This window comes from Corallococcus macrosporus, from assembly GCF_017302985.1.
GTDB lineage: Bacteria > Myxococcota > Myxococcia > Myxococcales > Myxococcaceae > Corallococcus > Corallococcus macrosporus_A.
The window spans coordinates 235,266-256,142 of sequence record NZ_JAFIMU010000004.1; the positions used below are offsets into that span (position 1 = coordinate 235,266).

Consider the following 20,877-nt stretch of genomic DNA (forward strand, 5'->3'; position numbering starts at 1 on the left):
CTCCCGGTCCCTCACCCCACCGCCTCCGGAGCGAGGACGGCCGTCCGCGCCGCGCGGGGCTTCATGCCGAAGAGCGGCCGCAGCCACGACACGCGGGACACGCCCTCGCACAGCGCCAGCGTGAGCGCGAAGGACACCGTGAGCACCACGAACAGCATGGCCCACGGCCCCACCGGCAGCCGCAGGCACAGGTAGCCCACGCACACGATGACCGTCTGGTGGAAGATGTAGAACGGATACGACAGCGCCTGCGCGTGCGGCAGCCACGCGGGGGACACGCGGATGTGCCGCCGCGCGTAGGCCAGCGCCACCAGCAGCCCGCTCCAGATGAGGACGGAGCCCCCCACGATGGCGGGCACCACCGGCATCACCGGCCACGGCCAGACCAGCTCCACGATGAGCGCCACCCCCCACAGGGCCAAAAGCCCGTGGCGCAGCGCCACCAGCCGGCCCCACACGCCCGGGCAGCGGCCCAGCAGGTGGCCGTACAGGAAGAGCAGCCCGTAGAGCAGGAAGGTGCGCGGATCATCGAACAGCGCGTGCGTCTCCGGGTAGTCGCGCAAGAGCACCCGGACGAGCGCCAGCGGCACCCCGAGCCACAGCACGTTGATTCCCCGCGACAGCCACGCGTCCACCCACGCGAGGACCCTTCCACCACGCTCCGTGCGCAGCGCCGCGAAGAGGGGCAGGGCCAGGAGGCAGTAGTGGAACAGGTAGGCCACGAACCACAGATGGTGCCAGCTGAAGCTGCCCGCCGGATAGGACACGAACTCGAACACCGTCGGGTAGAACGCGGCGTAGCTGCCCTGGAACTGCCCCCGGAACAGCCGCTCCACGTAGATCTGCGGCGGCACCACCACGAACATGCCGAACACCAGTGGCAGCAGCAGCCGCTTCGTCCGGTCCTTCGTGAACGCCCCCAGCGAGCGCCGCCGGAGCGCGAACGCCGTGCCCGCGCCGGAGATGACCATCAACAGCGGCATGCGCACCAGGTGCAGCACCGACATCACGGGCTCCAGCTGGGGCAGCGCCTGGGGGCTCTTGATGTGCCAGTCCCAGGTGTTGAACAGCATCCCGGTGTGGAACAGGTGCAGCACCACGATGGCCAGCACCCGGAGCCAGTCCAGGTCGGGGTGGTGCACGGCGGCGGGGCGGGTGGGGGCGTTCATGGGGCGGGGACCTCCAGGCGGTATCCACCGCTGAAGTACCCACGCCGTGGCCCAGGCCTCCACGCGGATGCCGTGGAACGGACCCGGCGCGGCGCCAGCCGGACTGGAGACGCGAAAAGGGCCGCCCGGTTGCCCGGACGGCCCTTCCCTTGAAGCGTTGGAGCCGTGGAGCGCTCCAGGTGATGCGGTGGACTACTCGGCCACCACGTCGACCTTGATCTTCGCCGTCACCTCGCGGTGCAGGCGCAGCTCCACGTCGTAGCTGCCCAGCGACTTGATGGGCTCGGCCAGGTGCAGCTGGCGGCGATCCACCTGCTGGCCCTGGGCCGCGAGCGCCTCGGCGATGTCCAGCACCGTCACGGAGCCGAACAGCTTGTCCTGCTCGCCCACCTTGCGCTTGATGGTGACCTTGACGTTGCCCAGCTTCTTGGCCTGCTCGTCGGCGGCGCCCTTCAGCTTGGCGCTGCGAGCGGTCTGCACGGACTTCTCGTGCTCCAGCTGGCGCAGGTTCTGCTCGCTGGCCAGGACCGCCTTCTTGCGCGGCAGAAGGAAGTTGCGGCCGAAGCCGTCCTTCACCGTGACGAGCTCGCCGGACTTGCCGAGGTTGTCGATGTCCTCACGCAGAATGACCTTCATGTTCCTGTCTCCTGTGTTGCGGACCGGCGGCTAGCCGACCACCGCGTTGTAGGGGAGGAGCGCGATGCCGCGGGCGCGCTTGATGGCGACCGCCACCTCACGCTGGTGCTTCGCGCAGTTGCCGGAGATGCGGCGGGGGATGATCTTGCCGCGCTCGGTGACGAAGTACTTCAGCGTCGCCTGGTCCTTGAAGTCCACCGACGCGTTCTTCTCCGCGCAGAACCGGCAGACCTTCTTGCGGCCGAAGCCACGACCACCGCGCTTGTCGTCGTCGCCGCCCATGCCGCCGCGGTCGCCGCGATCACCACCACGGTCGCGGTCACCGCCGCGATCACCACCACGGTCGCCACCGCGCGAACCGCCGCCGTAGCCGCCACCGCCACCACCGGGGCCGCGGGAAGCGCCCGCGCCCTGCTTGCTATCCATGCCGTTGCTCATGAATGTTCTCGTTTCCTGGAAGGTTGGGGGAAGGTCCCGTCAGACGAGGCTTTAAGCCTCCTCCGCGGACTCCTCTTCCGAATCGCCACCCGCGAACTCCGGGGACTCGCCACGGAAGCCACCCTCGCGCTCGGCGGGGGCGCCCGGACGGGTCTCCTCGACGTCGCCGGCCAGCTTCAGGTCCTCGAGGACCGGACGGGACTCGGGGTCCACTTCGTCCGCGATCTTCACGGAGATGTAGCGGGTGACCTCGTCGAGGTTGCGCAGGTTGCGCTCGATCTCCGCCACCAGCTTGCCGTCACCCAGGAAGCTCGTGTGGACGTAGATGGCGCGCGGCTGCTTGGCCACGGGGAACAGCGTCTTCTTCTTCCCCCACACCGTGAAGCGGAGGACCTTGCCGCCCTCGCGCGAAACGATGCCGCGGACGCGCTCCTTGAGCTTGTCCACGTTGTCGTCGGTGAGGTCCGGCTTGACCAGGAAGATGGTCTCGTACTCACGAAGCCGCTTGGCGGCCTGCGTCTCTGCCATGTTTCTCTCCCCTTGGGGTCGAGTGCCCCCCGGACCATCCGGGGAGCGGGGAAACGGCCGGTGACCCTCGAAGGTCACCACCGGGGACGGGAAATCCTCTCGCGCGCCCGTCACCATCGCGCCTTGGCCCGTGCCTGAACACGGGAAGCTTTGAAAGAACATCCCCCTTGCGAATGCGTGGGACGCACTCCGGGGGAAGGGGCTTCTAAGAGGACCCCTCCTGGAAAGTCAAGCGGAGGGAAGGGGGCAGGCGGCCGGGCGCCGGCGGTCCGGGCGCTTCAGGCCCGGCGGTTGTGGCGGTTCATGGCGGTGGCCAGCCCGTCGCGCACCCAGCTCTCCGCCATGTCCGCCGCCTTGCCGATGAGCTCCTCCAGCCCGCGGCGCTCGCCGTCGTCGAAGTTGGACAGCACGTAGCCCGCCACGCGCTCCTTGGCGTTGGGGCCTTCTGGCTTGCCAATGCCCACCCGCACGCGGATGAAGGCGTCCTCGCCCAGGCACTGCACCATGCTCTTGAGGCCGTTGTGCCCGCCCGCGCCGCCGCCCGCCTTGAGCTGCAGCCGGCCGAAGGGCAGGTCCAGCTCGTCGTGCACCACGAGCACGTCCTGGACGGCGACCTTGTAGAAGCGCGCGGCCTCCGCCACGGAGCGGCCGGACAGGTTCATGTACGTCTGCGGCTCCACGAAGAGGATGCGCTCGCCGCCCAGGCTTCCCTGGCCCACCCGCGCCTGGAACTTGTCCTGGGTGAGCTCCGCGCGGGCGCGCGCGAGCAGCGCGTCCACCACCATGAACCCGACGTTGTGGCGGTGGCGCTCGTACTCGCGCCCGGGGTTGCCCAGCCCGCAGATGAGCTTCATGGACGGCTCCGGAAGGAGGGCGGGGCGCAAGGGGCCCACGCCCGGGAAAAAGACAGCGGGGCAGGCCCTGGAAGAGGCCCGCCCCGCGAGGAGACACCAGACGGCGGAAGAGGACTACTTCTTCGCCGGGGCCTTGGCCGCGGCCGCCGCGGGGGCCTTCGCGTCGCCCGCCTTCGCGTCGCCCGCCTTCGCCGCCGCCGCGGGAGCCGCCGCCGCCGCAGCAGCCGCCGCCGGAGCCGCCTCCGCCGCTTCCGGCGCGGAGAGGACCGCGATGGTGTAGTTGACGTGCGTCTTCACGGACACGCCCTCGGGGAGCTTCACGTCGTTCACGTGGATGGCTTCCGCGATCTTCAGGTTGGTGACGTCCACCTCGATCTGGAGCGGGATGGCGCCGGGGAGCGCCCAGACCTCCAGGTTGCGGCGGATCTGCGTGAGCAGACCGCCGTCCGCCACGCCCGCCGCCTTGCCGGTCAGCACGACGGGCAGGTTCACCTTGACCTGCTCCTTCTCGTTCACGGCGATGAAGTCCGCGTGCAGGATGTCGCGGGTCAGCGGGTCCATCTGGTAGTCCTTCAGGAGGACCTGCTGATCATTGCCCGCCAGCTTCAGCGAGATGAGCGTGTTCAGCTTGTGCGGCGTGTTGATGGCCGTGCGGATGGCCTTCGGGTCCACGGAGATGTGCAGCGGCGCCTTCAGGTGCTTGCCGTAGACGACGGCGGGAACGCGGCCGGCGGCGCGCAGGCGGCGGGCAACGCCCTTGCCGGAGTTGTCACGGGCCTGGGCTTCGAGGGTGCTCTTGTCGGTGGCCATGGAAAGGCTCTCTTTTCGGTGGGGTACCGCGGATGTCACCGGTCCGTCGGGCGCCCTCGGCATCCCACCCCCATGGTGGGCCCCGAAGACGGCGCCCGGGCCGTTTTGCTGGCCCGTTGAACCGGTGGAGGGGGCCGGACATGCCAGCCCCCGGGGTCCTTCGTCAAGCCGCCCGGCTTCCAGGCGGCCCGCAAGCTCGCAAGCTCGCAAGCTCGGAAGACTGGAAGCAGGCTCAGACGAACAGCGAGCTGAGCGAGTCCGCGCGATGGATGCGCGCGATGGCCTCTCCGAAGAGGGCGTCGGTGTGCAGGGCGCGGATCTTCGGGCAGGCCTTGGCGGTGGCGGCCAGCGGCACCGTGTCCGTGAAGACGACCTCCTCCAGGACGGAGTCGGTGATGCGCTGGATGGCGGGGCCGGACAGGATGGGGTGCACCGCGTACGCGACCACGCGGCGCGCGCCCTTGTCCTTCAGCGCCAGGGCCGCCTGCGCGAGCGTGCCCGCGGTGTCCACCATGTCGTCCACGAGGATGGCGTCCTTGCCCTTCACGTCGCCAATGAGGTTCATCACCTCCGAGGCGTTGGGGCGCGGACGGCGCTTGTCGATGATGGCCAGGCCCGTGTTCAGTCGCTTGGAGTAGGCGCGCGCGCGCTCCACGCCGCCGGCGTCCGGGCTGACGATGACCAGCTCGCTGGACTCCGGGAAGCGCTTGCGGATGTCCTCCAGGAACACCGGCGAGCCGTAGAGGTGGTCCGAGGGCATGTTGAAGAAGCCCTGGATCTGCCCGGCGTGCATGTCCATGGACACCACCCGGTTGACCCCCGCGACCTCCAGCATGTCCGCCACCAGCTTGGCGGTGATGGGCGTGCGGGCCGCCACCTTCCGGTCCTGCCGCGCGTAGCCGTAGTACGGCATCACGGCCGTGATGGAGCCGGCGCTCGCCCGCTTGAGGGCGTCGCACATGATGAGCAGCTCCATCAGGTGGTGGTTCGTGGGCGGGCACGTGGACTGGACGATGAACACGTCCTGTCCGCGCACGTTCTCGCCGATCTCGACGTGGATCTCCCCGTCGGAGAACGTGTCCACCGTCGCCTGGCCCAGGGGACGCTGGAGGTACTGGCAGATGCGCTGCGCCAACGCCGGGTTGGAGTTCCCGGCGAACACCTTGAAGTCACGCGACGGCTGCATGGGGGCGCTGACTAACCCGTGAGCGCCCCGAAGGGAAGTTCGTTAGTCGAGTTCCGCGGCCACGGGACCGAGCGTCCCGTTCTGCGCCTGGTGAAGGTGTTTCTCGTACTCAATGAGGATGACCCGCTCCATCTGGCTGCGCGTGTCCGCGTTCAACGGATGGGCGATGTCCTTGTAGGTCCCGTCCTTCCGTTTTTTCGCGGGCATCGCGATGAAGAGCCCGGTGGAGCCGTGGATCACCTTCAAGTCGCGCACGACGAAGCAGTGATCCAGGGTGATGGTGACGTACGCCTTGAGCTTGTCCTCTTCGACCGGAAACACCCGGACGTCGGTGATGTTCATGTCCCCCCCCGAACACTGGAAGATCGGAGCTACGGGGAAGCCTGGGACAGACCGGAGGTGAAAAGCAAGCACCTCCTACCCGTCACACCGGGGACCGTTCACTGCCCCGTCAGCCGCTATGCCCCGAAGGGCCAGTGACTCAGCAGGTGGGCGAGGAAGGCCAGGTGGTAGACGACGATGATGGCGTAGACGACGGCGCCCGCGCGGATGGCGAAGCGGCTGGCCTTGAGCCGGCGGTGCAGGCACAGCAGGCACAGCCCCGCGTTCACGATGAGCAGCTTGCTGAACATGAAGAGCAGCGGGGACTGCTCGTACGCCACGCGCATCACGGGGTTGAGCTCCTCCGCCACCCCCAGCTGCAGGAAGAGCAGGGTGAAGAGCCCGTCCAGCAGGTTCAGCATGAGCAGCGCCACCGACGCCGGCGACATGTAGAAAGAAGCCTGCTGCGCCCAACCCCCGCCCTGCACCTCGTTCGCCGTCGCCGCCACTCGCCACCCCCGAAGGTTCCCGTCCGTGCTACCCGGGGGAAGGGCTATTCAAATCCCTTGCCAGGGGTTTCCCGGGCTTCCCGGAAGCAGCCGGGCAGGCGGCGCGGGTGGGGGCTTGCCTGTCCGGAAACGAAATTGACGGGAAGGGGTGGCCAGCGGAGATTGGCGCCGCTTCCGCCCTTCCCGACGAGTGCCCCTTGCATCAATTCCCCAAAGATATCGGGTGGATAGAGGTCATCTGCGGCTCGATGTTCTCCGGCAAGACGGAGGAGTTGATCCGCCGCGTCAAGCGCGCGCTGTACGGCCGGCAGAAGGTGCGGGTGTTCAAGCCGCGCATCGACACCCGCTATGACGACACGCAGGTGGTGAGCCATTCCCAGTTGAAATTGACGTCCCTCCCCATCGAGAGGGCTGAAGAAATTTTCCGGCACCTGTCCCCCGACACGCAGGTGGTGGGCATCGACGAGGTGCAGTTCCTGGGCGGAGAAGTCGTGCAGGTGTGCGAGGCGCTCGCCCAGAGGGGCATCCGCGTCATCTGCGCCGGGCTGGACCAGGACTACCAGGGGCGCCCCTTCGAGCCGATGCCCCAGCTGATGGCGGTGGCGGAGTACGTCACGAAGGAGCTGGCCATCTGCGCGGTGTGCGGAAACCCGGCCAACCGTTCGCAGCGCATCATTGGCAGCGAGGAGCGGGTGGTGGTGGGCGCGGCGGGGGCCTACGAGCCGCGCTGCCGCAAGTGTCACGTGGCGGAACCCGCGGAGGCCAGCCCTCCGCAGACGCTGAAGCTGTTCGACTGAAGAGCCGCCCAGGAGCGGCGCGGGAGCCCCATCCGATGCGTGACACCCTGTACGCGAACGTCCCGTTCAAGTTGAACGAGATGACCCACCACTATGGGCCCAACGTCCACCTGGTGGGTAATCCGTTTCTCCTCTCCCAACTGGCCACGCTGTGCGCCAAGGGGACGCTCCAGCCGCAGATCAACCGGCTGGTGGAGCAGCTCTACGCGGACCTGGTGAAGACGGTCATCAACGCGGAGTTCCCGCGCAAGATGGTGACCCTCCCCACGCGCATGATCGACTCCACGCCCCTGGGCATCTACCAGGGCGAGGTGGTGGACCCGCAGCTGCGCGTGGTGACGGTGAACATCGCGCGGGCGGGCACGCTGCCGTCGCAGGTGACGTACGACCTGCTCAACTTCACGGTGGATCCGTCCCTGGTGCGCCAGGACCACATCATCATGAGCCGGATGATCGACGCGGCCCAGGCGGTGGTGGGCTCGGAGATTGGCGGCGCGAAGATTGGCGGGGACGTGGATGACGCGTTCGTGCTGTTCCCGGACCCCATGGGGGCCACGGGCGGCAGCCTGTCCACGGCCATCACCCTGTACAAGACGAAGGTGCCCGGGCGGGCGCGGCGCATCATCACGCTCAACCTCATCGTCACGCCGGAGTACCTGCGGCGGATGACGACGGAGCACCCGGACGTCATCATCTACGCGCTCCGTCTGGACCGCGGCCTGTCCCCGCCGGAGGTGTTTGGCACCGCGCCGGGCCTGCTGTGGGAAAAGGAGCGGGGCCTGGATGACCGGCAGTACATTGTCCCCGGCGGCGGCGGCTTCGGGGAGATCATGAACAACGCCTATGTGTAGAGGGAGCACCCGGTGACGACGTTCCACGAGAAGGATGTCGGCGTCCTCATCTCCGAGGAGGCCGTGCAGGCGCGCGTGAAGGAGCTGGGCGCGGAGATCACCCGCGACTACCAGGGCAAGGAGCTCACGCTCATCTGCGTGCTCAAGGGCTCGGCGTTCTTCGCCATCGACCTGGCGCGCGCCATCGACCTGCCGCTCACGCTCGAGTTCCTGGGCGTGTCCAGCTACCACGGCGGCACGGAGTCCACGGGCGAGGTGCGCATCACCACGGACGTGTCCAAGCCGATGGCGGGCAAGCACCTGCTCATCATCGAGGACATCATCGACACGGGGCTCACCATGAGCTTCCTCCTGGAGAACCTCCGGGCGCGCCACCCCGCGTCGGTGAAGATCTGCTCGCTGCTGGAGAAGCCCGCGCGGGCCAAGACGAAGGTGAACATCGACTACAAGGGCTTCGTCATCGAGGACAAGTTCGTCGTCGGGTACGGCCTGGACTACGGCGAGAAGTACCGGAACCTGCCGTTCATCGGCATCTGGAAGCACGTCTGAGTGCCCGGGCGTCCCACCCCGCGGGGTGGGGGCCTTGAGTCTGCGAGGGCCCTGTCCACGCGCCGCAAGGCGGCCGTGTGCAGGGCCTTCGTGCGTCACGGGGTGCGTGCATGCACAGCCTCCTCTGAACACGGAGGAGGCGTGGGCATGCGAGACGGGAACGTGAGGCCCGCCCGGGCGACGACGACCACGGGTGGGGAGGCGATGCGGAAGTACCTGGCGGAGGCCATCGGCACGTTCGTGCTGGTGCTCGGTGGCGTGGGGACGGCGGTGCTGGCGGGCGAGCGCGTCGGCTTCCTCGGCGTGGCGTTCGCCTTCGGGCTGTCGCTGCTGGCCATGGTCTACACGGTGGGCCCCATCTCCGGCTGCCACGTGAACCCGGCCGTGACGGTGGGCCTGCTGATGGCGGGCAAGTTCGACAAGCGCCACGTGGCTGGCTACGTCGTCGCGCAGTGCGTGGGCGCCATCGTGGCGGCGGGCGTGGTGCTGCTCATCGCCAGGGGCGCGCCGGGTGGGTACTCGGCGGGCGCGGAGGGGCTGGGCAGCAACGGCTACGGGGCCTCGTCCCCGGAGGGCTACGGCGGCGGGGCGGCCTTCCTCACGGAGGTGGCGCTCAGCTTCCTGCTGGTGCTGACGGTGCTGGGGGCCACGGACGCGCGAGCGCCGGTGGGCTTCGCGGGCGTGGCCATCGGCCTGGTGCTGACGCTCATCCACCTGGTGGGCATCCCCATCACCAACACGTCGGTGAACCCGGCGCGCAGCCTGGGGCCGGCGCTGTTCGCGGGAGGGGATGCCCTGCGGCAGTTGTGGATGTTCATCATCGCGCCGCTCCTGGGCGCGGCCTTCGCGTCCGCCGTGTACCGGCTGGTGAACCGGCCGGCGGTGCAGATTTCCGCCACGCGCGCGGAGCAGGCCACGGACGAGGAGCGCCGCGAGCGCGTCATGGGCCGGCGCGACGCGGAGCACCCCGTCTAGAGGGTGGGGCGCTAGAAGGCGGCGTCGAAGACGACGTCGTTGGCGGCGCCCACGCCCACGGCCACCTGGTAGGACGACACGCGGCGCTCGAAGAAGTTGGTGAGCTCCTGCACGTCCTGCAGGTCCATGAAGTGCAGCGGGTTCTTCGTGTGGAAGATGGGGGCCATGCCCAGCATCTGGAGGCGCTGGTCGGCCACGTACTCCAGGTAGCCGCGCATCTCCTGCACGGACAGGCCCATCACGCCGCCGCTCAGCAGGTCCTGGGCGAACTGCGTCTCGCACTCCACCGCGTCGCGCATCATCTGCACGACGTCCTTCTCCAGGCTCGCGTCGAAGAGGTCCGGCTCCTCCTTGCGCGCCGTCTTGATGGCCTCGAAGGCGAAGGCCATGTGGGCGGACTCGTCACGGAACACCCAGTTGGTGCCCGCGGCCAGGCCGTTGAGCAGCCCCTTGCTGCGCAGGAAGTACACGTACGCGAAGGCCGCGAAGAAGAAGAGGCCTTCGATGCAGCCCGCGAAGCAGATGAGGTTGAGCAGGAACTGGCGGCGGTCCGACTTGGAGCGGACCTGGTCCACCGCCTGGATGCTGTCCATCCACTTCATGCAGAAGCGCGCCTTGCGCTGGATGGACGGGATGTTGTCCACCGCCGCGAAGGCCTTGGCGCGCTCGGCCGGGTCCGGCACGTAGGTGTCCAGCAGCGTCAGGTAGAACTGGACGTGCAGGGCCTCCTCATAGAGCTGGCGCGACAGGTACATGCGCGCTTCCGGCGCGTTCAGGTGCTTGTAGAGGTTGAGCACCAGGTTGTTGCCGACGATGGAGTCGCCCGTGGCGAAGAAGGCCACCAGCCGGTGGATGAGGTGACGCTCCGCGTCCGTCATCTTCGAGCGCAGGTCCACCAGGTCCGTGGAGAAGTCGATCTCCTCCACCGTCCAGGTGTTCTTGATGGCGTTGCGGTACATCTCGAAGAAGACGGGATACGCCATGGGGCGCAGCGTCAGGTTCATTCCCGGATCGAGCAGCATTTCTTCAGCACTCCCTTACAGACGAAGGACGGGTGGGGGAGACGGCCAGGGCTACTGGCACGCCTCGCACGCCTCGGGGTTCTCCAGCGAGCACGCCACCGCTTCAGCCTCCGCGGTGACCACCTGCGACACCGGCGCGGGCGCGGCGGAAATCGTCGGGCCGCCCTGGCCCACGGTGGCCTTGGCGATGCGGGTCGCCGGGCGCGAGCGCAGGTAGTACGTCGTCTTCAGCCCCTTCTGCCATGCGTAGAAGTACATCGAGGACAGCTTCCCGATGTTGGGCGTCTCCACGAAGAGGTTGAGCGACTGGCTCTGGTCGATGAAGGCGCCGCGGTCCGCGCCCATGTCGATGAGGGCGCGCATGGGGACCTCCCACGCGGTGCGGTAGATGGCGCGCAGCTCCTCCGGCAGCTCCGTGAGGTCCTGCACGCTGCCTTCGGCCAGCTTGATGCGGTTGCGGGTGTTCTCGTTCCAGAGCCCCAGCTGCTGCAGGTCGCGCACCAGGTAGCGGTTCACCTGGAGGAAGTCACCGGACAGCGTCTCGCGCTTGAAGAGGTTGGACACCTGCGGCTCGATGCACTCGTAGCAGCCCGCGATGGACGCGATGGTGGCCGTGGGCGCGATGGCGATCATCAGCGAGTTGCGCAGGCCCACCTTCATGATGCGCGAGCGCAGCGCGTCCCAGCGCAGCGTGTCCTCCGGGACGATGCCCCAGCTGTCGAACTGCAGCTCGCCCTTGGCCGCGCGCGTCTCCGGGAAGGACGGGTGCGCGCCGAACTGCTCCGCCAGGTCGGAGGAGGTGACGAGCGCCGCGTAGTAGATCTCCTCGGAGATCTTCTTGGACAGGTTGCGCGCCTCCACGGAATCGAAGGGCATGCGCAGCTGGAAGAAGACGTCCTGGAGGCCCATCAGGCCCAGGCCCACCGGGCGCCAGCGGCGGTTGGAGTCCGCGGCGGTGGGGATGGGGTAGTAGTTGAGGTCGATGACGCGATCCAACTGCTTGAGCGCGAGCATCGCGTTGGAGCGCAGCAGGTCGAAGTCGAACTTCCCGTCCTTCACCATGCGGCCCAGGTTGAGCGAGCCCAGGTTGCACACCGCCGTCTCACCCTGGCTCGTGACCTCCAGGATTTCGGTGCAGAGGTTGGACAGGTGGATGACGTTGCCCGGCTGGCCCGTCTGGTTGCTCTTGCGGTTGCAGATGTCCTTGAAGGTCATCCAGCCGTTGCCCGTCTGGGCCAGCACCTTCATCATCCGGGCGTACAGGTCGCGCGCCTTCACCTTGCGCACGGCCTGGCCCTGGGCCTCGGCCTCCACGTAGGCCTTCTCGAAGGCCTCGCCGAAGAGGTCGGTGAGGTGGGGCGTGGCCTTCGGGTCGAAGAGGCTCCACTCCTGGTCCGCCTCCACGCGGCGCATGAAGAGGTCCGGCACCCAGTTGGCCAGGTTGAGGTTGTGCGCGCGGCGGGCCTCGTCGCCGGTGTTGTCACGCAGCTCGAGGAAGTCCTCGATGTCCGCGTGCCACGTCTCCAGGTACACGCAGCACGCGCCCTTGCGCTTGCCGCCCTGGTTCACCGCCGCCACGGACGCGTCCAGCGTCTTGAGCCACGGGACGATGCCGTTGGAGTGGCCGTTGGTGGACTTGATCAGCGACCCGCGAGCGCGCACGCGGTGGTACGCCACGCCGATGCCGCCGCTGAACTTCGACAGCATCGCGATGTCCGAGTACTTCTTGTAGATGGCGTCCAGCTCGTCCGCCGGCGAGTCCAGCAGGAAGCAGCTGGAGAGCTGCTCGTGGCGGGTGCCGGAGTTGAACAGGGTGGGGGAGCTGGGCAGGTACTCCAGCGAGCTGAACAGGCGGTAGAGCTCGATGGCCTCGCGCGCGTTGTCGCCGGACAGGGCGCACGCCACGCGCAGGAAGAAGTCCTGCGGCGTCTCGATGACTTCGCGCGTCTGCGGGTTCTTGAGGAGGTAGCGGTCGTAGACGGTGCGCAGGCCGAAGTACTCGAACAGGTCGTTGCGGACCGGGTCGATGGCGGCGTTGAGCTTGCGCGCGTTGGCCTGGACGAAGGTGAGCAGGCGGTCCGCGATGAGGCCGTGCTTGTGGCCGGCGGCGACGGACTGGCTGAAGGACTGGATGTCCTGGTTGCTGACCTCCTTCTGGATGAAGGTGGAGAGCAGGCGCGCGGAGAGCCGGGCGTACTCGGGCTCCTCCACGATGAGCGCCGCGGCGGTCTGGATGGACAGGCTGTCCAGCTCGCGCGTGGTGGCGCCGTCGTACAGGCCGCTGATGGTCTTGGTGGCCACGCGCATCACGTCCACGCGTGACAGGCCCACGCAGGACTTGCCCACCGCGCGGACGATCTTGTTGAGGTCCACCGGCTCCGCCGTGCCGTTGCGCTTCTTCACCCGCATCGTGGTGGCGAAATCACCGGGCGCCGACGAGGCCTGCGTGGCGGGCGCCACGGTGGCGGAGTCAGGGGGCGGAGAGGCGACGACGTTCGGCTTCAGGGGCGTCTGGACGGTCACGGGCGTCTCACTTCCGGGCAAGGCAATGGCGTAGCCACCAGGGCGGACTGACCCCGTGGGTGACGGCTTCGGAGATGACAGGGAGGGACTACTTCCGATCAGGACCCGCGGGCTTGGCGGCAACAACCCGACATGTAGCGAATTGTGAGGCGAATGTGTGTGTCAGGCAAGAAAACCACACGAGCCTCCGGGTTTCGGGAACGTGCCCCCGGGGTGGCGGGCGAGCAACAGAGGAGACCCAAGCTATGGGGGGTCCCCTGGTGTGTCAACGCTAGATCCTGTGTAAACCTGCCCCCAGGGTCGGATCGATCATTGCAATCTATGATCACTCACCGACACTTTTCGGGCCGTCCTCCGGCGGACATTTACACGGCCGGAAAAGGCCGCCCGTGACCGTCTTTTTCATGGGGTCATCCAACCCCCCAAGATCAGGGCGCGAGGCCCGCGTCGGGGGTTGGGGCGCCTGACGGAGGCGTGGCGGGGGCCGGTGCTACAGGGGTGTTGCTCGGGCCCGGTGCTACAGGGCTGTTGTCCGGGGCGCTCTCGGTGTGGACGGCGCGGCGCAGGGCCTCCTCCAGGTTCCGGGCGGTGGGGCCCACGGTGGTGAGCATCTGGTTGGCGGCGCGGGCGTGGCGGTTCTCCGTCTCCGCGGCGAGCTTGAGCTGGGCCAGCCCCTCCGACACCAGGCGGCGGGCGTCCTCCAGCTTCTGGCGGGCCTGGTAGAAGGCGACGTCGGTGAGCATGGACTGGAGGCTGCGGCGCTGCTCCTCCGTGATGCCGGAGAGCTTCTCCGCGCGGCGCAGGTAGTAGAGGCCGCGCTCCACCTTGGGGGGCTCGCCGGACGCGATGCGCGGGCGGGCCAGGGTCTCCAGCAGGGGGAAGAGGGCGCGGTCCAGGTCGTCGCGGTCGGTGAACTTCTGCTGCGTCAGCAGGGTGACGTCCTGGCCCTCCAGGGGGATGGGGGCGTAGGTGTCCGCGAGGCGCGGGTCGCCCGGGCGGTAGGCGGCGGCGCCCGTGGGCATGGCGCGGCCCTTCATCACCACCAGCTCGTCGTTCTCCTGCACGACGGTGAAGGTGCGGGCGTTGAGTTGGCCCAGGAGGAAGACGACGCCGCCACCCAGGCCCAGGATGACGAGGAAGACGAGCAGTCGGGTGAAGGTGCGGCGGGCCCGGTAGCCGAATCCCTGCGGTGAATGGGTGGTCATGTCGCCTGCTCTCCGGTCGGTCGGGCGTGGGCCCGTGAGGGTCTGGCCCTGAAATTGGGTCTTCTGGGACTCCAACGCTACAGTTCTCGCCCCCTCGGGAACATCATTTGCAACCCACCTTTCGTCGCATGGGGCCCAGCGAACTGCTGCCCCGCTACATCTTCGCGGAGAGCCTGTTCGCGCGCCGACGCGTGCTCGAGGTCGACGCCGTGTCGTCCACGGGCGGCGAGAGCGCGCGCTTTCTCGTCGAGCGGGGTGCTCGCACCGTGGTGGCGTGCGACGCGGACGTGGCGGCGGTGGAGGCGGCGCAGAAGGCCCATGCGCACCCGCAGCTGCGCTTCCGCGCCAACGTCTATGACGACCTGGAGGCCGGCAGCTTCGACCTGGTGCTGGTGACGGACCTGGCGCCCTACGTGCGCGCGCCGGAGCTGCTGGCGGAGCTGGCGCGGCTGGTGGCCCGGCAGGGCTTCCTCGTCGGCGGCCTGCGCAACATCGCGGGGCTGGCGCTGCCGCAGCTGGTGGATCCCGAAGAGACGGTGCCGCCCACGTACGGGCAGCTGCTGGACGCGCTGAGCGCGCACTTCCCGCATGTGGAGGTGGCCACGCAGTCGCCGGTGCTGGGCTACCAGCTCGCGTTCGAGAAGGGCGAGGGGTTGCAGGTGGACGGCTCGCTGGTGCGGCACAGCGAGGCGGCGTACTTCGTGGTGATGGCGGGCCTGGAGCCGGCGCGGGTGGTGGACCCGACGTGGGTGCAGCTGCCGCCGGAGCCGCTGGCGTTCACGCGAGGCAAGCTGGACGAGGTCGCGGCCCGGGCGAAGACCTGGGAGGAGCGGGCAGGGCGGCTGAAGGAGGCGGTGTCCAAGCTCCGCGCGGAGATTGGTGACCGCGAGGCGGAAGTGGTCGCGCTCAAGCCCGCGCTGGAGGGTGCGCGGCAGGACATGGCGCGGCTGACCGCGCAGCTGGAGCAGGCGCGGGGCACGGTGGAGTCCGCGCGCGAGCGGGACGACCTGAGCAGCCGGCTGCGGCGGCGCGAGCTGGAGCTGCAGGTCGCGACGGAGCGGATCGCCGACGCGGACAAGCGGCTGACGGCGCAGCGCCTGGAGGTGGAGGCGGCGCAGCGGGCGCAGGCGGACGCGGGCGTGCAGGTGCTGGCGGCGCAGGAGTCGCTGCGGCTGGAGCGGGCGCGGCGCGAGGAGACGGCGGCGACGCTGGACGAGACGCGCGAGCGGCTGACCCAGGCGTACACGGACGTGCGCACGCTGCAGGACGAACTGGGCGCGCTGCGCGTGGACCGGGAGCGGGACCGGCTGGCGGCGGAGCGGGCGCAGGACGGGGCGGAGGACCGGCGCCGGCAGGCGGAGGCGGCTCGCGAGCGGGAGCTGCGCATCGCGGAGCAGTACTCGACGGCGCTCGCGGCGGTGGAGCACCTGAAGGCGGAGCTGGCGCGCGCGCAGGAGTCGGCGCGGACGGCGGGCGACGCGGTGCCGGTGAAGGAGGCGGAGTTGGCGCGGGCTCGCCGCGAGTTCGCCGAGGCCCAGCAGCGGATGCACTCCGCGGAAGGGGCGCGCAAGGACGCGGAGGCGCGGCTGTCGGAGCGCGAGTCGCTGCTGCGCGGCCTGGAGACGGAGCTCACCGCGGCGCGCGAGGCGGAAGGCCGGCTGCGGCAGGAGCTGGAAGGGCGCGCGCAGTCCGAGTCGGCGGCGCGGGCGCTGGCGGCGCGGCTGGAGGAGGAGCTCCACGCGGCCAGGCTGCGGCTGGAGACGCTGGAGGCGGAGCAGCAGCGGGTCGAGTCCGCGCAGCACGCGGCGGGGCAGCGGCTGGCGGCGGCGGAGACGGAGCGCGTCCGGGTGGAGGCGGCGCTCGTCCAGGCCATCGACGCGGAGCGGGCCCAGGCGCAGGCGCGGCTGGAGGATGCGCTGGCCCAGGCCCGCGCGGAAGCCGACGAGCGGGTGACGAACGCGCTGGCCGCCGCGCACTCCGACGCGGATTCGCGCCAGGAGCGGGCGCTGGCGGAGGCCCGCGAGCAGGAGGAGGCGCGGCTCGCTCGGGCGCTGGCGGAGGCCCGCGAGCAGGAGGAGGCGCGGGTCGCGCAGGCGTTGGAGTCGGCCCGGGCTGATGCGGATGCGCGTGTCGAGCGTGCGTTGGCGGAAGCAGCGCAGGCGCTGGAGACGAACCGGTCCGACGCGGATGTTCGTGTCGAGCGTGCGTTGGCGGATGCGCGTGAGGCGGCGCAGGCCCTGGAGGCCGCTCGGGCTGATGCGGATGCGCGTGTCGAGCGTGCGAAGGCGGAAGCCGCGCAGGCTCTGATTGAAGTCCAGGCCGATGCGGATGCGCGCGTTGAGCGCGCGCAGGCGGACGCGACGCAGGCGCTGGCTGAAGCCCGGACTGATGCGGATGCGCGCGTTGCGCGTGCGAAGGCGGAAGCCGCGCAGGCGCTGACCGAAGTCCGGACCGACTCGGATGCTCGTGTCGAACTGGCGTTGGCGGAAGCGGTCCAGGCGCTGGATGCGGCCCGGGCTGACGCGGATGCGCGTGTCGCGCGCGCGGTGGCGGAAGCGGCGCAGGCGCTGACTGAAGCCCGGGCTGAGGCGGATGCGCTGTTGGCGAAGGCGCTGGCGGACGCGGCGGCCGAGCGGGAACAGGCCCTTGCCGAGGTTCGCGCGAGTGCTTCGGCTCAACGCAGCCGGCACCTGGCGGACGTGGAGGCCCGCGCGGCGCAGGCGCTCTCTGAAGCGCGCGCGGAGGCAGAGGCCCAGCGGCTCCAGGCCCTTGAGGATGCCCGCGCCGAAGCCGAGGCCGAGCGGGTCCGGCAGTTGGAGGAGGCCGAGCTCCGCGCGGCGCGGATGCTCGCCGAGGTTCGTGCCGAGGCCGACGCGGTCCTTGCCCGCCGGTTGGCGGAAGCTGAAGCCCGCGCGGCCCAGACCCTCGCGGATTCGCGTGCGGAGATGGAAGCCCAGGCTCGCGCCGAGGCCGAGGCCCGGGTGGCCCGTGCTCTCGCCGAAGCCCGCGCAGAGTCGAGTGGCCAGACGGAGCAGGTGCTCGCCAGCGTGCGCGCCGAGGCGGAGGCCCGGCTCACGGAGGCGGAGGTTCGTGCCACGGAGGCCCTCGAGGCCGCGGTCGAACAGGCCCGCGCCGAGGCCCGTGACACCCTGGCCCGTGAGATCTGGGAACACGGAGCCCGGCTCGCGGAGTCGAACCAGGCCCGCGAGGCCGCCGAGGCTCGCAACACGGAGCTGGAGGCCACGCTCCGCACGCTGCGGCAGGAACTGACCGATTCGGAAGCCCTGGCGGCGCTCATCCAGGAGGACCTGTCGCGGGAGCAGAAGGCCCGCGCTTCGACCCAGGCGGAACTCGAAGCGGCACGCGAGTCCCTGATCACCGAGCAGGAGCGGGCGGCTCGCTGGGAGGCGTTGCTCGCCGACACCCAGGCGCAGCTGTTGTCGGAGCGCGAGCAGCAGGCCCGCGCGCAGGTGGCGCTCGCGAACCTGCAGGCGTCGCTCGACGCCGAGCGGGCCCTGCGTGCCCGGTTGGAAGGCTCCGAGTCCTCGTGGAACGAGGCGCAGAGCGCGCTGGAGGCGGACCGGCTGCGGCTGGATGCCGCGCTGGGCGTGGCTCGCACCGTCCTGGAGGAGGAGCGTGCGCAGCGGGTCCGGCTGGAGGCGGCGTTCGCCCAGCTCCAGACGGAATCCGCTTCAGCGCTGGAAGCGGAGCGTGCTCGGGCCGAAGCCTCGCGGGTCGCCGCGCTGGAAGCCCGGACCCAGCTGGAAGGGGACCTGTCGGCGGCACGTGCCGCGCGGCTGTCCACCGAGGCCGCGTTCGAACACACGCGCCAGACCCTCTCCGAGGTCCAGGCCGCCTTCACCGAAGCGCAGCGCACGAACGAGGCCGCGTTGCTGGAGTTGCGGCAGTCGCAGGCGACAGTGCTGGAAGAGGCGCGTGCGGCACTGGCGGACGTGCAGCAGTCGCAGGCCGCCCAGGACGCGACGGTGCGCGAGCTGCGCGCGGAGCTGACGGAAGCGCGGCGGTCCGAGGTGGAGGCGTTGTCCTCGCTGGATGACGCTCGTACGAACGAGGCCGCGCTTCGCTCGGAGCTGGAGACCCTGCGCGCGGCGTCCGTGGCGCAGCGTGAGCGCCTGTCCGCGGCGGAGCAGGCGAAGGACGCGGTCCAGGCCCGGCTCGCGGAAGTGGAAGCATCGCTGTCTGAGACCGAGTCCCGCTACACCGAGCAGGCCGCAATCCTCTCCCCGATACAGCAGGCGCTCGCGGTCGAGACCTCGCGAGCATTCTTGTTGGAGCAGGCCCTGAAGGAGGCGGATGCTCAATATTCCGTCGAAACTTCGCGCGCGAGCTTGCTGGGACAAGCCCTGGAGGAGGCGGAGGCTCGTCATGCCGCCGAAGCTTCGCGCGTGCTCTCGCTGGAACAGGCCCTGACGGAGGCCGAGGCGCGGCTTGCCACGGAGACGGAACGCTTCGCCATGAAGGTGGCGGAGGCGGAGTCCCGGCAGTCCACGGATACCGCACGGCAGGCGTCGCTGGCCCAGACGCTCGCGGAGGCCGAGGCCCGGCTTGCCGCGGAGTCCTCTCGTCGCTCCGAACTGGAAGCGGCGCTCACGGAGGCGGAGTCCCAGCAGGCCGCTGCGTCCGCACGGCGTGCCGAACTCGAGGCATCGCTCGCGGAGGCTGAGTCCCGGCAGGCCGCGGAGTCCACGCACCGCTCGGAGCTGGAAGCTTCGTTGAAGGAAGCCGAGGCCCGCCTCTCCACGTTGGAGCAGGCACTGGCGGACGCGGAGAAGCGCGCTGCCTCCGAGACGTCCCGCCGCGTTGAGCTGGAAGCCTCGCTCACGGAAGTGGAGTTCCGGCTCGCCGCCGAAACCTCGAACCTCAGCGCGCTGGAGGACTCGCTGGCGCAGGCGGAGGCCCGTCTCGCCGCGGGCTCACAGTCGCAGGACGCGGCACGCGAGGCCGAAGCCCAGGCCGCGCGTCTCATGGAGTCCCTGACGACACGCGAGCAGGAGCTGCGCGAGGCCAGTGCCCTGCGTGTCTCCATGGAGGCGCAGCTGGAAGGCGCGCTCTCCCGGACCGAGCGCCAGCAGCAGGACCTGGACGAACTGCGCGCGCAGTTGGGCGTGAAGGAGCAGGAGCTGGCGGCCCTGCGCGCGGAGACGGCCCGGTTGGGTGCCGCGCACCAGGAGCTGATGCGCCTGGGCTCCGAGCTGCAACGGGCACACGCCGCGCTGCATGAGCGGAGCCAGCAGGTGGGCCGGCTGGAGGCGGAGTTGGTGGACGCCAGCGACCGGCTCGCCGCGACGCGCGAGCACGCGGAGGTGCTCGTGGTGCAGCTGGAGACCGCGCGCCGCTTCGCGGGCAAGGCCACGAACCTGGAGGCCGCGCTGGAGGCGCTGCGCGCCGAGCTGGAGACCGCGCGCGCGGAGACGGCCCGGCTCACGGAGACCGGGAACGAGCGCACGTCCACGCTGGAAGGACAGCTCGCGGACCTCACCGCGCGCGCGGAGCAGGAGCGGACCGAACTGGAAGCCCGGCTCTCCACCCTCTCCACCGAGAGGGCGGAGCTTCAGGTTCGGCTCGCGGAACTGTCCGCGCAGGCCGGGACGGACCGGGCCGAGCTGGAAGCCCGCCTCGCCGAACTCACCGAACAAGCCCGCGAGGAGAAGTCCTCCATCGAGGCCCAGCTCGCGGACGTCACCGCCCGGGCCGCCGCGGAGCGGGCCGAGCTCGAAGCGCGCCTCGCGGACCTCACCGCGCAAGCCGACTCCTCGAGCGCTGAACGCGACGCCCGGCTCGCCGAAGCCGAAGCGCGCGCCGCGACGGCACAGGCCGAGCTCGAAGCCCGCCTCCAGCAGTCCGCTGAACTGACCCGCGAATCCCTCGCCGCCATGGAGGCCCGCCTCGTTGCCGCGCTCGAAGAAGCCCGGACCGAGCAGGCCGCGCTGGAGTCCCGCGTCGCCGCCCTGACCCAGGCCGCCGCCGACGCCGAAGCCCAGGCCCGCCGCGCGGACGCCGAGCGCACCGCCATGGCCTCCGAACGCGAGCGCCTCCAGTCCGACCTCACCGTCGCCCGTGCCGCCCGCGTCCGCCTGGAGGGCCGTGCCAGCTCCCTGGAGACCGCCGCCGCGGATGCCGTGCGCATCCTGGACGCCGAGCGCGCTGAACGCGACCAGCTCGCCGCGCGGATCCGCGAACAGCAGGCCCGGCTGGAAGCGCTCGAAACCGAACGCGAGACCCTGGTCCAGGCCCTGGAGGACGCCAAGTCCTCCGCCGCCCCGCCCCCGGAGGACGTCCTGGAGATGGCCGCGGAGATGGAGGTCCTCCAGGCCCACGTGGAGAAGATGCAGGACCAGCTCGCCGCCCGGGAGGCCGAACTGGCCGAGCTGCGCCGCGCCAGCGCCCCCGCCACCCCCGGCGCCTCCCGTCGCGCCATGCCAGCACTGGACGTTCCGTCCCCGCCCAAGAAGGTCGGCGAGCGCGAATAAACGCCGCCGTCTA

General features: G+C 70.1%; 17 protein-coding genes. 5 read left to right on the top strand and 12 right to left on the bottom strand.

Annotated features, from left to right (window positions below):
• Positions 1 to 11: 11 nt before the first annotated feature.
• The 9 genes from JYK02_RS06350 to JYK02_RS06390 all read right to left on the bottom strand — a co-directional run bounded on the left by JYK02_RS06350 (position 12) and on the right by JYK02_RS06390 (position 6,391).
• On the bottom strand, positions 12 to 1,169 hold the full coding sequence (locus JYK02_RS06350) for an acyltransferase family protein (RefSeq protein ID WP_207049566.1): 1,158 nt from the start codon (positions 1,167 to 1,169) through the stop codon (positions 12 to 14).
• A gap of 192 nt (positions 1,170 to 1,361) precedes the next feature.
• Positions 1,362 to 1,805, bottom strand: a complete 444-nt coding sequence (gene rplI, locus JYK02_RS06355) for a 50S ribosomal protein L9 (RefSeq protein ID WP_207049574.1) — start codon at positions 1,803 to 1,805, stop codon at positions 1,362 to 1,364.
• Between the two features lie 30 nt (positions 1,806 to 1,835).
• Positions 1,836 to 2,243, bottom strand: a complete 408-nt coding sequence (rpsR, locus tag JYK02_RS06360) for a 30S ribosomal protein S18 (RefSeq protein ID WP_120524744.1) — start codon at positions 2,241 to 2,243, stop codon at positions 1,836 to 1,838.
• 51 nt (positions 2,244 to 2,294) lie between these two features.
• Positions 2,295 to 2,771: a 30S ribosomal protein S6 gene (gene rpsF / locus JYK02_RS06365; protein WP_207049577.1), complete on the bottom strand. Its 477-nt coding sequence runs from the start codon at positions 2,769 to 2,771 to the stop codon at positions 2,295 to 2,297.
• A 278-nt stretch (positions 2,772 to 3,049) separates the two neighbouring features.
• Positions 3,050 to 3,625 (bottom strand): aminoacyl-tRNA hydrolase, encoded by a 576-nt coding sequence (gene pth, locus JYK02_RS06370; protein WP_207049579.1) that lies wholly within the window; start codon positions 3,623 to 3,625, stop codon positions 3,050 to 3,052.
• Positions 3,626 to 3,739: 114 nt separating this feature from the next.
• Positions 3,740 to 4,435, bottom strand: a complete 696-nt coding sequence (locus JYK02_RS06375) for a 50S ribosomal protein L25/general stress protein Ctc (RefSeq protein WP_207049586.1) — start codon at positions 4,433 to 4,435, stop codon at positions 3,740 to 3,742.
• A 232-nt stretch (positions 4,436 to 4,667) separates the two neighbouring features.
• Positions 4,668 to 5,621 carry a ribose-phosphate pyrophosphokinase gene (locus tag JYK02_RS06380; protein WP_207049595.1) on the bottom strand — a complete coding sequence of 318 codons (954 nt, stop codon included), beginning with the start codon at positions 5,619 to 5,621 and terminating at the stop codon, positions 4,668 to 4,670.
• 42 nt (positions 5,622 to 5,663) lie between these two features.
• The gene (gene spoVG, locus JYK02_RS06385; protein WP_014395244.1) at positions 5,664 to 5,963 is read right to left on the bottom strand and encodes a septation regulator SpoVG; all 300 of its coding nucleotides are present in this window, start codon (positions 5,961 to 5,963) and stop codon (positions 5,664 to 5,666) included.
• Positions 5,964 to 6,079: 116 nt separating this feature from the next.
• The gene (locus JYK02_RS06390; RefSeq protein WP_242588474.1) at positions 6,080 to 6,391 is read right to left on the bottom strand and encodes a DUF5658 family protein; all 312 of its coding nucleotides are present in this window, start codon (positions 6,389 to 6,391) and stop codon (positions 6,080 to 6,082) included.
• Positions 6,392 to 6,648: 257 nt separating this feature from the next.
• Between JYK02_RS06390 and JYK02_RS06395 the strand changes: the two genes are divergently transcribed.
• The 4 genes from JYK02_RS06395 (at position 6,649) to aqpZ (ending at position 9,623) form a co-directional block, all read left to right on the top strand.
• Complete coding sequence (locus tag JYK02_RS06395) at positions 6,649 to 7,248, top strand: thymidine kinase (RefSeq protein ID WP_120524751.1); 600 nt, start codon at positions 6,649 to 6,651, stop codon at positions 7,246 to 7,248.
• 35 nt (positions 7,249 to 7,283) lie between these two features.
• Positions 7,284 to 8,099 (top strand): uracil phosphoribosyltransferase, encoded by an 816-nt coding sequence (locus JYK02_RS06400; protein ID WP_207049599.1) that lies wholly within the window; start codon positions 7,284 to 7,286, stop codon positions 8,097 to 8,099.
• 12 nt (positions 8,100 to 8,111) lie between these two features.
• Positions 8,112 to 8,648 carry a hypoxanthine phosphoribosyltransferase gene (gene hpt / locus JYK02_RS06405; protein ID WP_207049610.1) on the top strand — a complete coding sequence of 179 codons (537 nt, stop codon included), beginning with the start codon at positions 8,112 to 8,114 and terminating at the stop codon, positions 8,646 to 8,648.
• 147 nt (positions 8,649 to 8,795) lie between these two features.
• Positions 8,796 to 9,623 (top strand): aquaporin Z, encoded by an 828-nt coding sequence (gene aqpZ / locus JYK02_RS06410; protein ID WP_207049611.1) that lies wholly within the window; start codon positions 8,796 to 8,798, stop codon positions 9,621 to 9,623.
• A gap of 11 nt (positions 9,624 to 9,634) precedes the next feature.
• On the opposite strand, the gene JYK02_RS06415 is transcribed toward aqpZ, so the two are convergent.
• From JYK02_RS06415 to JYK02_RS06425, 3 genes are all read right to left on the bottom strand, one after another.
• Positions 9,635 to 10,645 (bottom strand): ribonucleotide-diphosphate reductase subunit beta, encoded by a 1,011-nt coding sequence (locus tag JYK02_RS06415; RefSeq protein ID WP_207049613.1) that lies wholly within the window; start codon positions 10,643 to 10,645, stop codon positions 9,635 to 9,637.
• Positions 10,646 to 10,696: 51 nt separating this feature from the next.
• Positions 10,697 to 13,168, bottom strand: coding sequence for a ribonucleoside-diphosphate reductase subunit alpha (locus JYK02_RS06420; protein ID WP_431603471.1), 2,472 nt, complete (start codon positions 13,166 to 13,168; stop codon positions 10,697 to 10,699).
• Positions 13,169 to 13,596: 428 nt separating this feature from the next.
• Positions 13,597 to 14,373 (bottom strand): IF-2 protein, encoded by a 777-nt coding sequence (locus JYK02_RS06425; RefSeq protein WP_207049615.1) that lies wholly within the window; start codon positions 14,371 to 14,373, stop codon positions 13,597 to 13,599.
• Positions 14,374 to 14,501: 128 nt separating this feature from the next.
• Between JYK02_RS06425 and JYK02_RS06430 the strand changes: the two genes are divergently transcribed.
• Positions 14,502 to 20,864 (top strand): methyltransferase domain-containing protein, encoded by a 6,363-nt coding sequence (locus JYK02_RS06430; protein WP_207049617.1) that lies wholly within the window; start codon positions 14,502 to 14,504, stop codon positions 20,862 to 20,864.
• Positions 20,865 to 20,877 lie beyond the last annotated feature (13 nt).

Excerpts from the sequence above, each read along its gene's own strand:
- JYK02_RS06350 (WP_207049566.1), bottom strand. The coding sequence starts at position 1,169 with ATGAACGCCCCCACCCGCCCCGCCGCCGTGCACCACCCCGACCTGGAC.
- rplI (WP_207049574.1), bottom strand. The coding sequence starts at position 1,805 with ATGAAGGTCATTCTGCGTGAGGACATCGACAACCTCGGCAAGTCCGGC.
- rpsR (WP_120524744.1), bottom strand. The coding sequence starts at position 2,243 with ATGAGCAACGGCATGGATAGCAAGCAGGGCGCGGGCGCTTCCCGCGGC.
- rpsF (WP_207049577.1), bottom strand. The coding sequence starts at position 2,771 with ATGGCAGAGACGCAGGCCGCCAAGCGGCTTCGTGAGTACGAGACCATC.
- pth (WP_207049579.1), bottom strand. The coding sequence starts at position 3,625 with ATGAAGCTCATCTGCGGGCTGGGCAACCCCGGGCGCGAGTACGAGCGC.
- JYK02_RS06375 (WP_207049586.1), bottom strand. The coding sequence starts at position 4,435 with ATGGCCACCGACAAGAGCACCCTCGAAGCCCAGGCCCGTGACAACTCC.
- JYK02_RS06380 (WP_207049595.1), bottom strand. The coding sequence starts at position 5,621 with ATGCAGCCGTCGCGTGACTTCAAGGTGTTCGCCGGGAACTCCAACCCG.
- spoVG (WP_014395244.1), bottom strand. The coding sequence starts at position 5,963 with ATGAACATCACCGACGTCCGGGTGTTTCCGGTCGAAGAGGACAAGCTC.
- JYK02_RS06390 (WP_242588474.1), bottom strand. The coding sequence starts at position 6,391 with ATGTCGCCGGCGTCGGTGGCGCTGCTCATGCTGAACCTGCTGGACGGG.
- JYK02_RS06400 (WP_207049599.1), top strand. The coding sequence starts at position 7,284 with ATGCGTGACACCCTGTACGCGAACGTCCCGTTCAAGTTGAACGAGATG.
- aqpZ (WP_207049611.1), top strand. The coding sequence starts at position 8,796 with ATGCGAGACGGGAACGTGAGGCCCGCCCGGGCGACGACGACCACGGGT.
- JYK02_RS06415 (WP_207049613.1), bottom strand. The coding sequence starts at position 10,645 with ATGCTGCTCGATCCGGGAATGAACCTGACGCTGCGCCCCATGGCGTAT.
- JYK02_RS06425 (WP_207049615.1), bottom strand. The coding sequence starts at position 14,373 with ATGACCACCCATTCACCGCAGGGATTCGGCTACCGGGCCCGCCGCACC.
- JYK02_RS06430 (WP_207049617.1), top strand. The coding sequence starts at position 14,502 with ATGGGGCCCAGCGAACTGCTGCCCCGCTACATCTTCGCGGAGAGCCTG.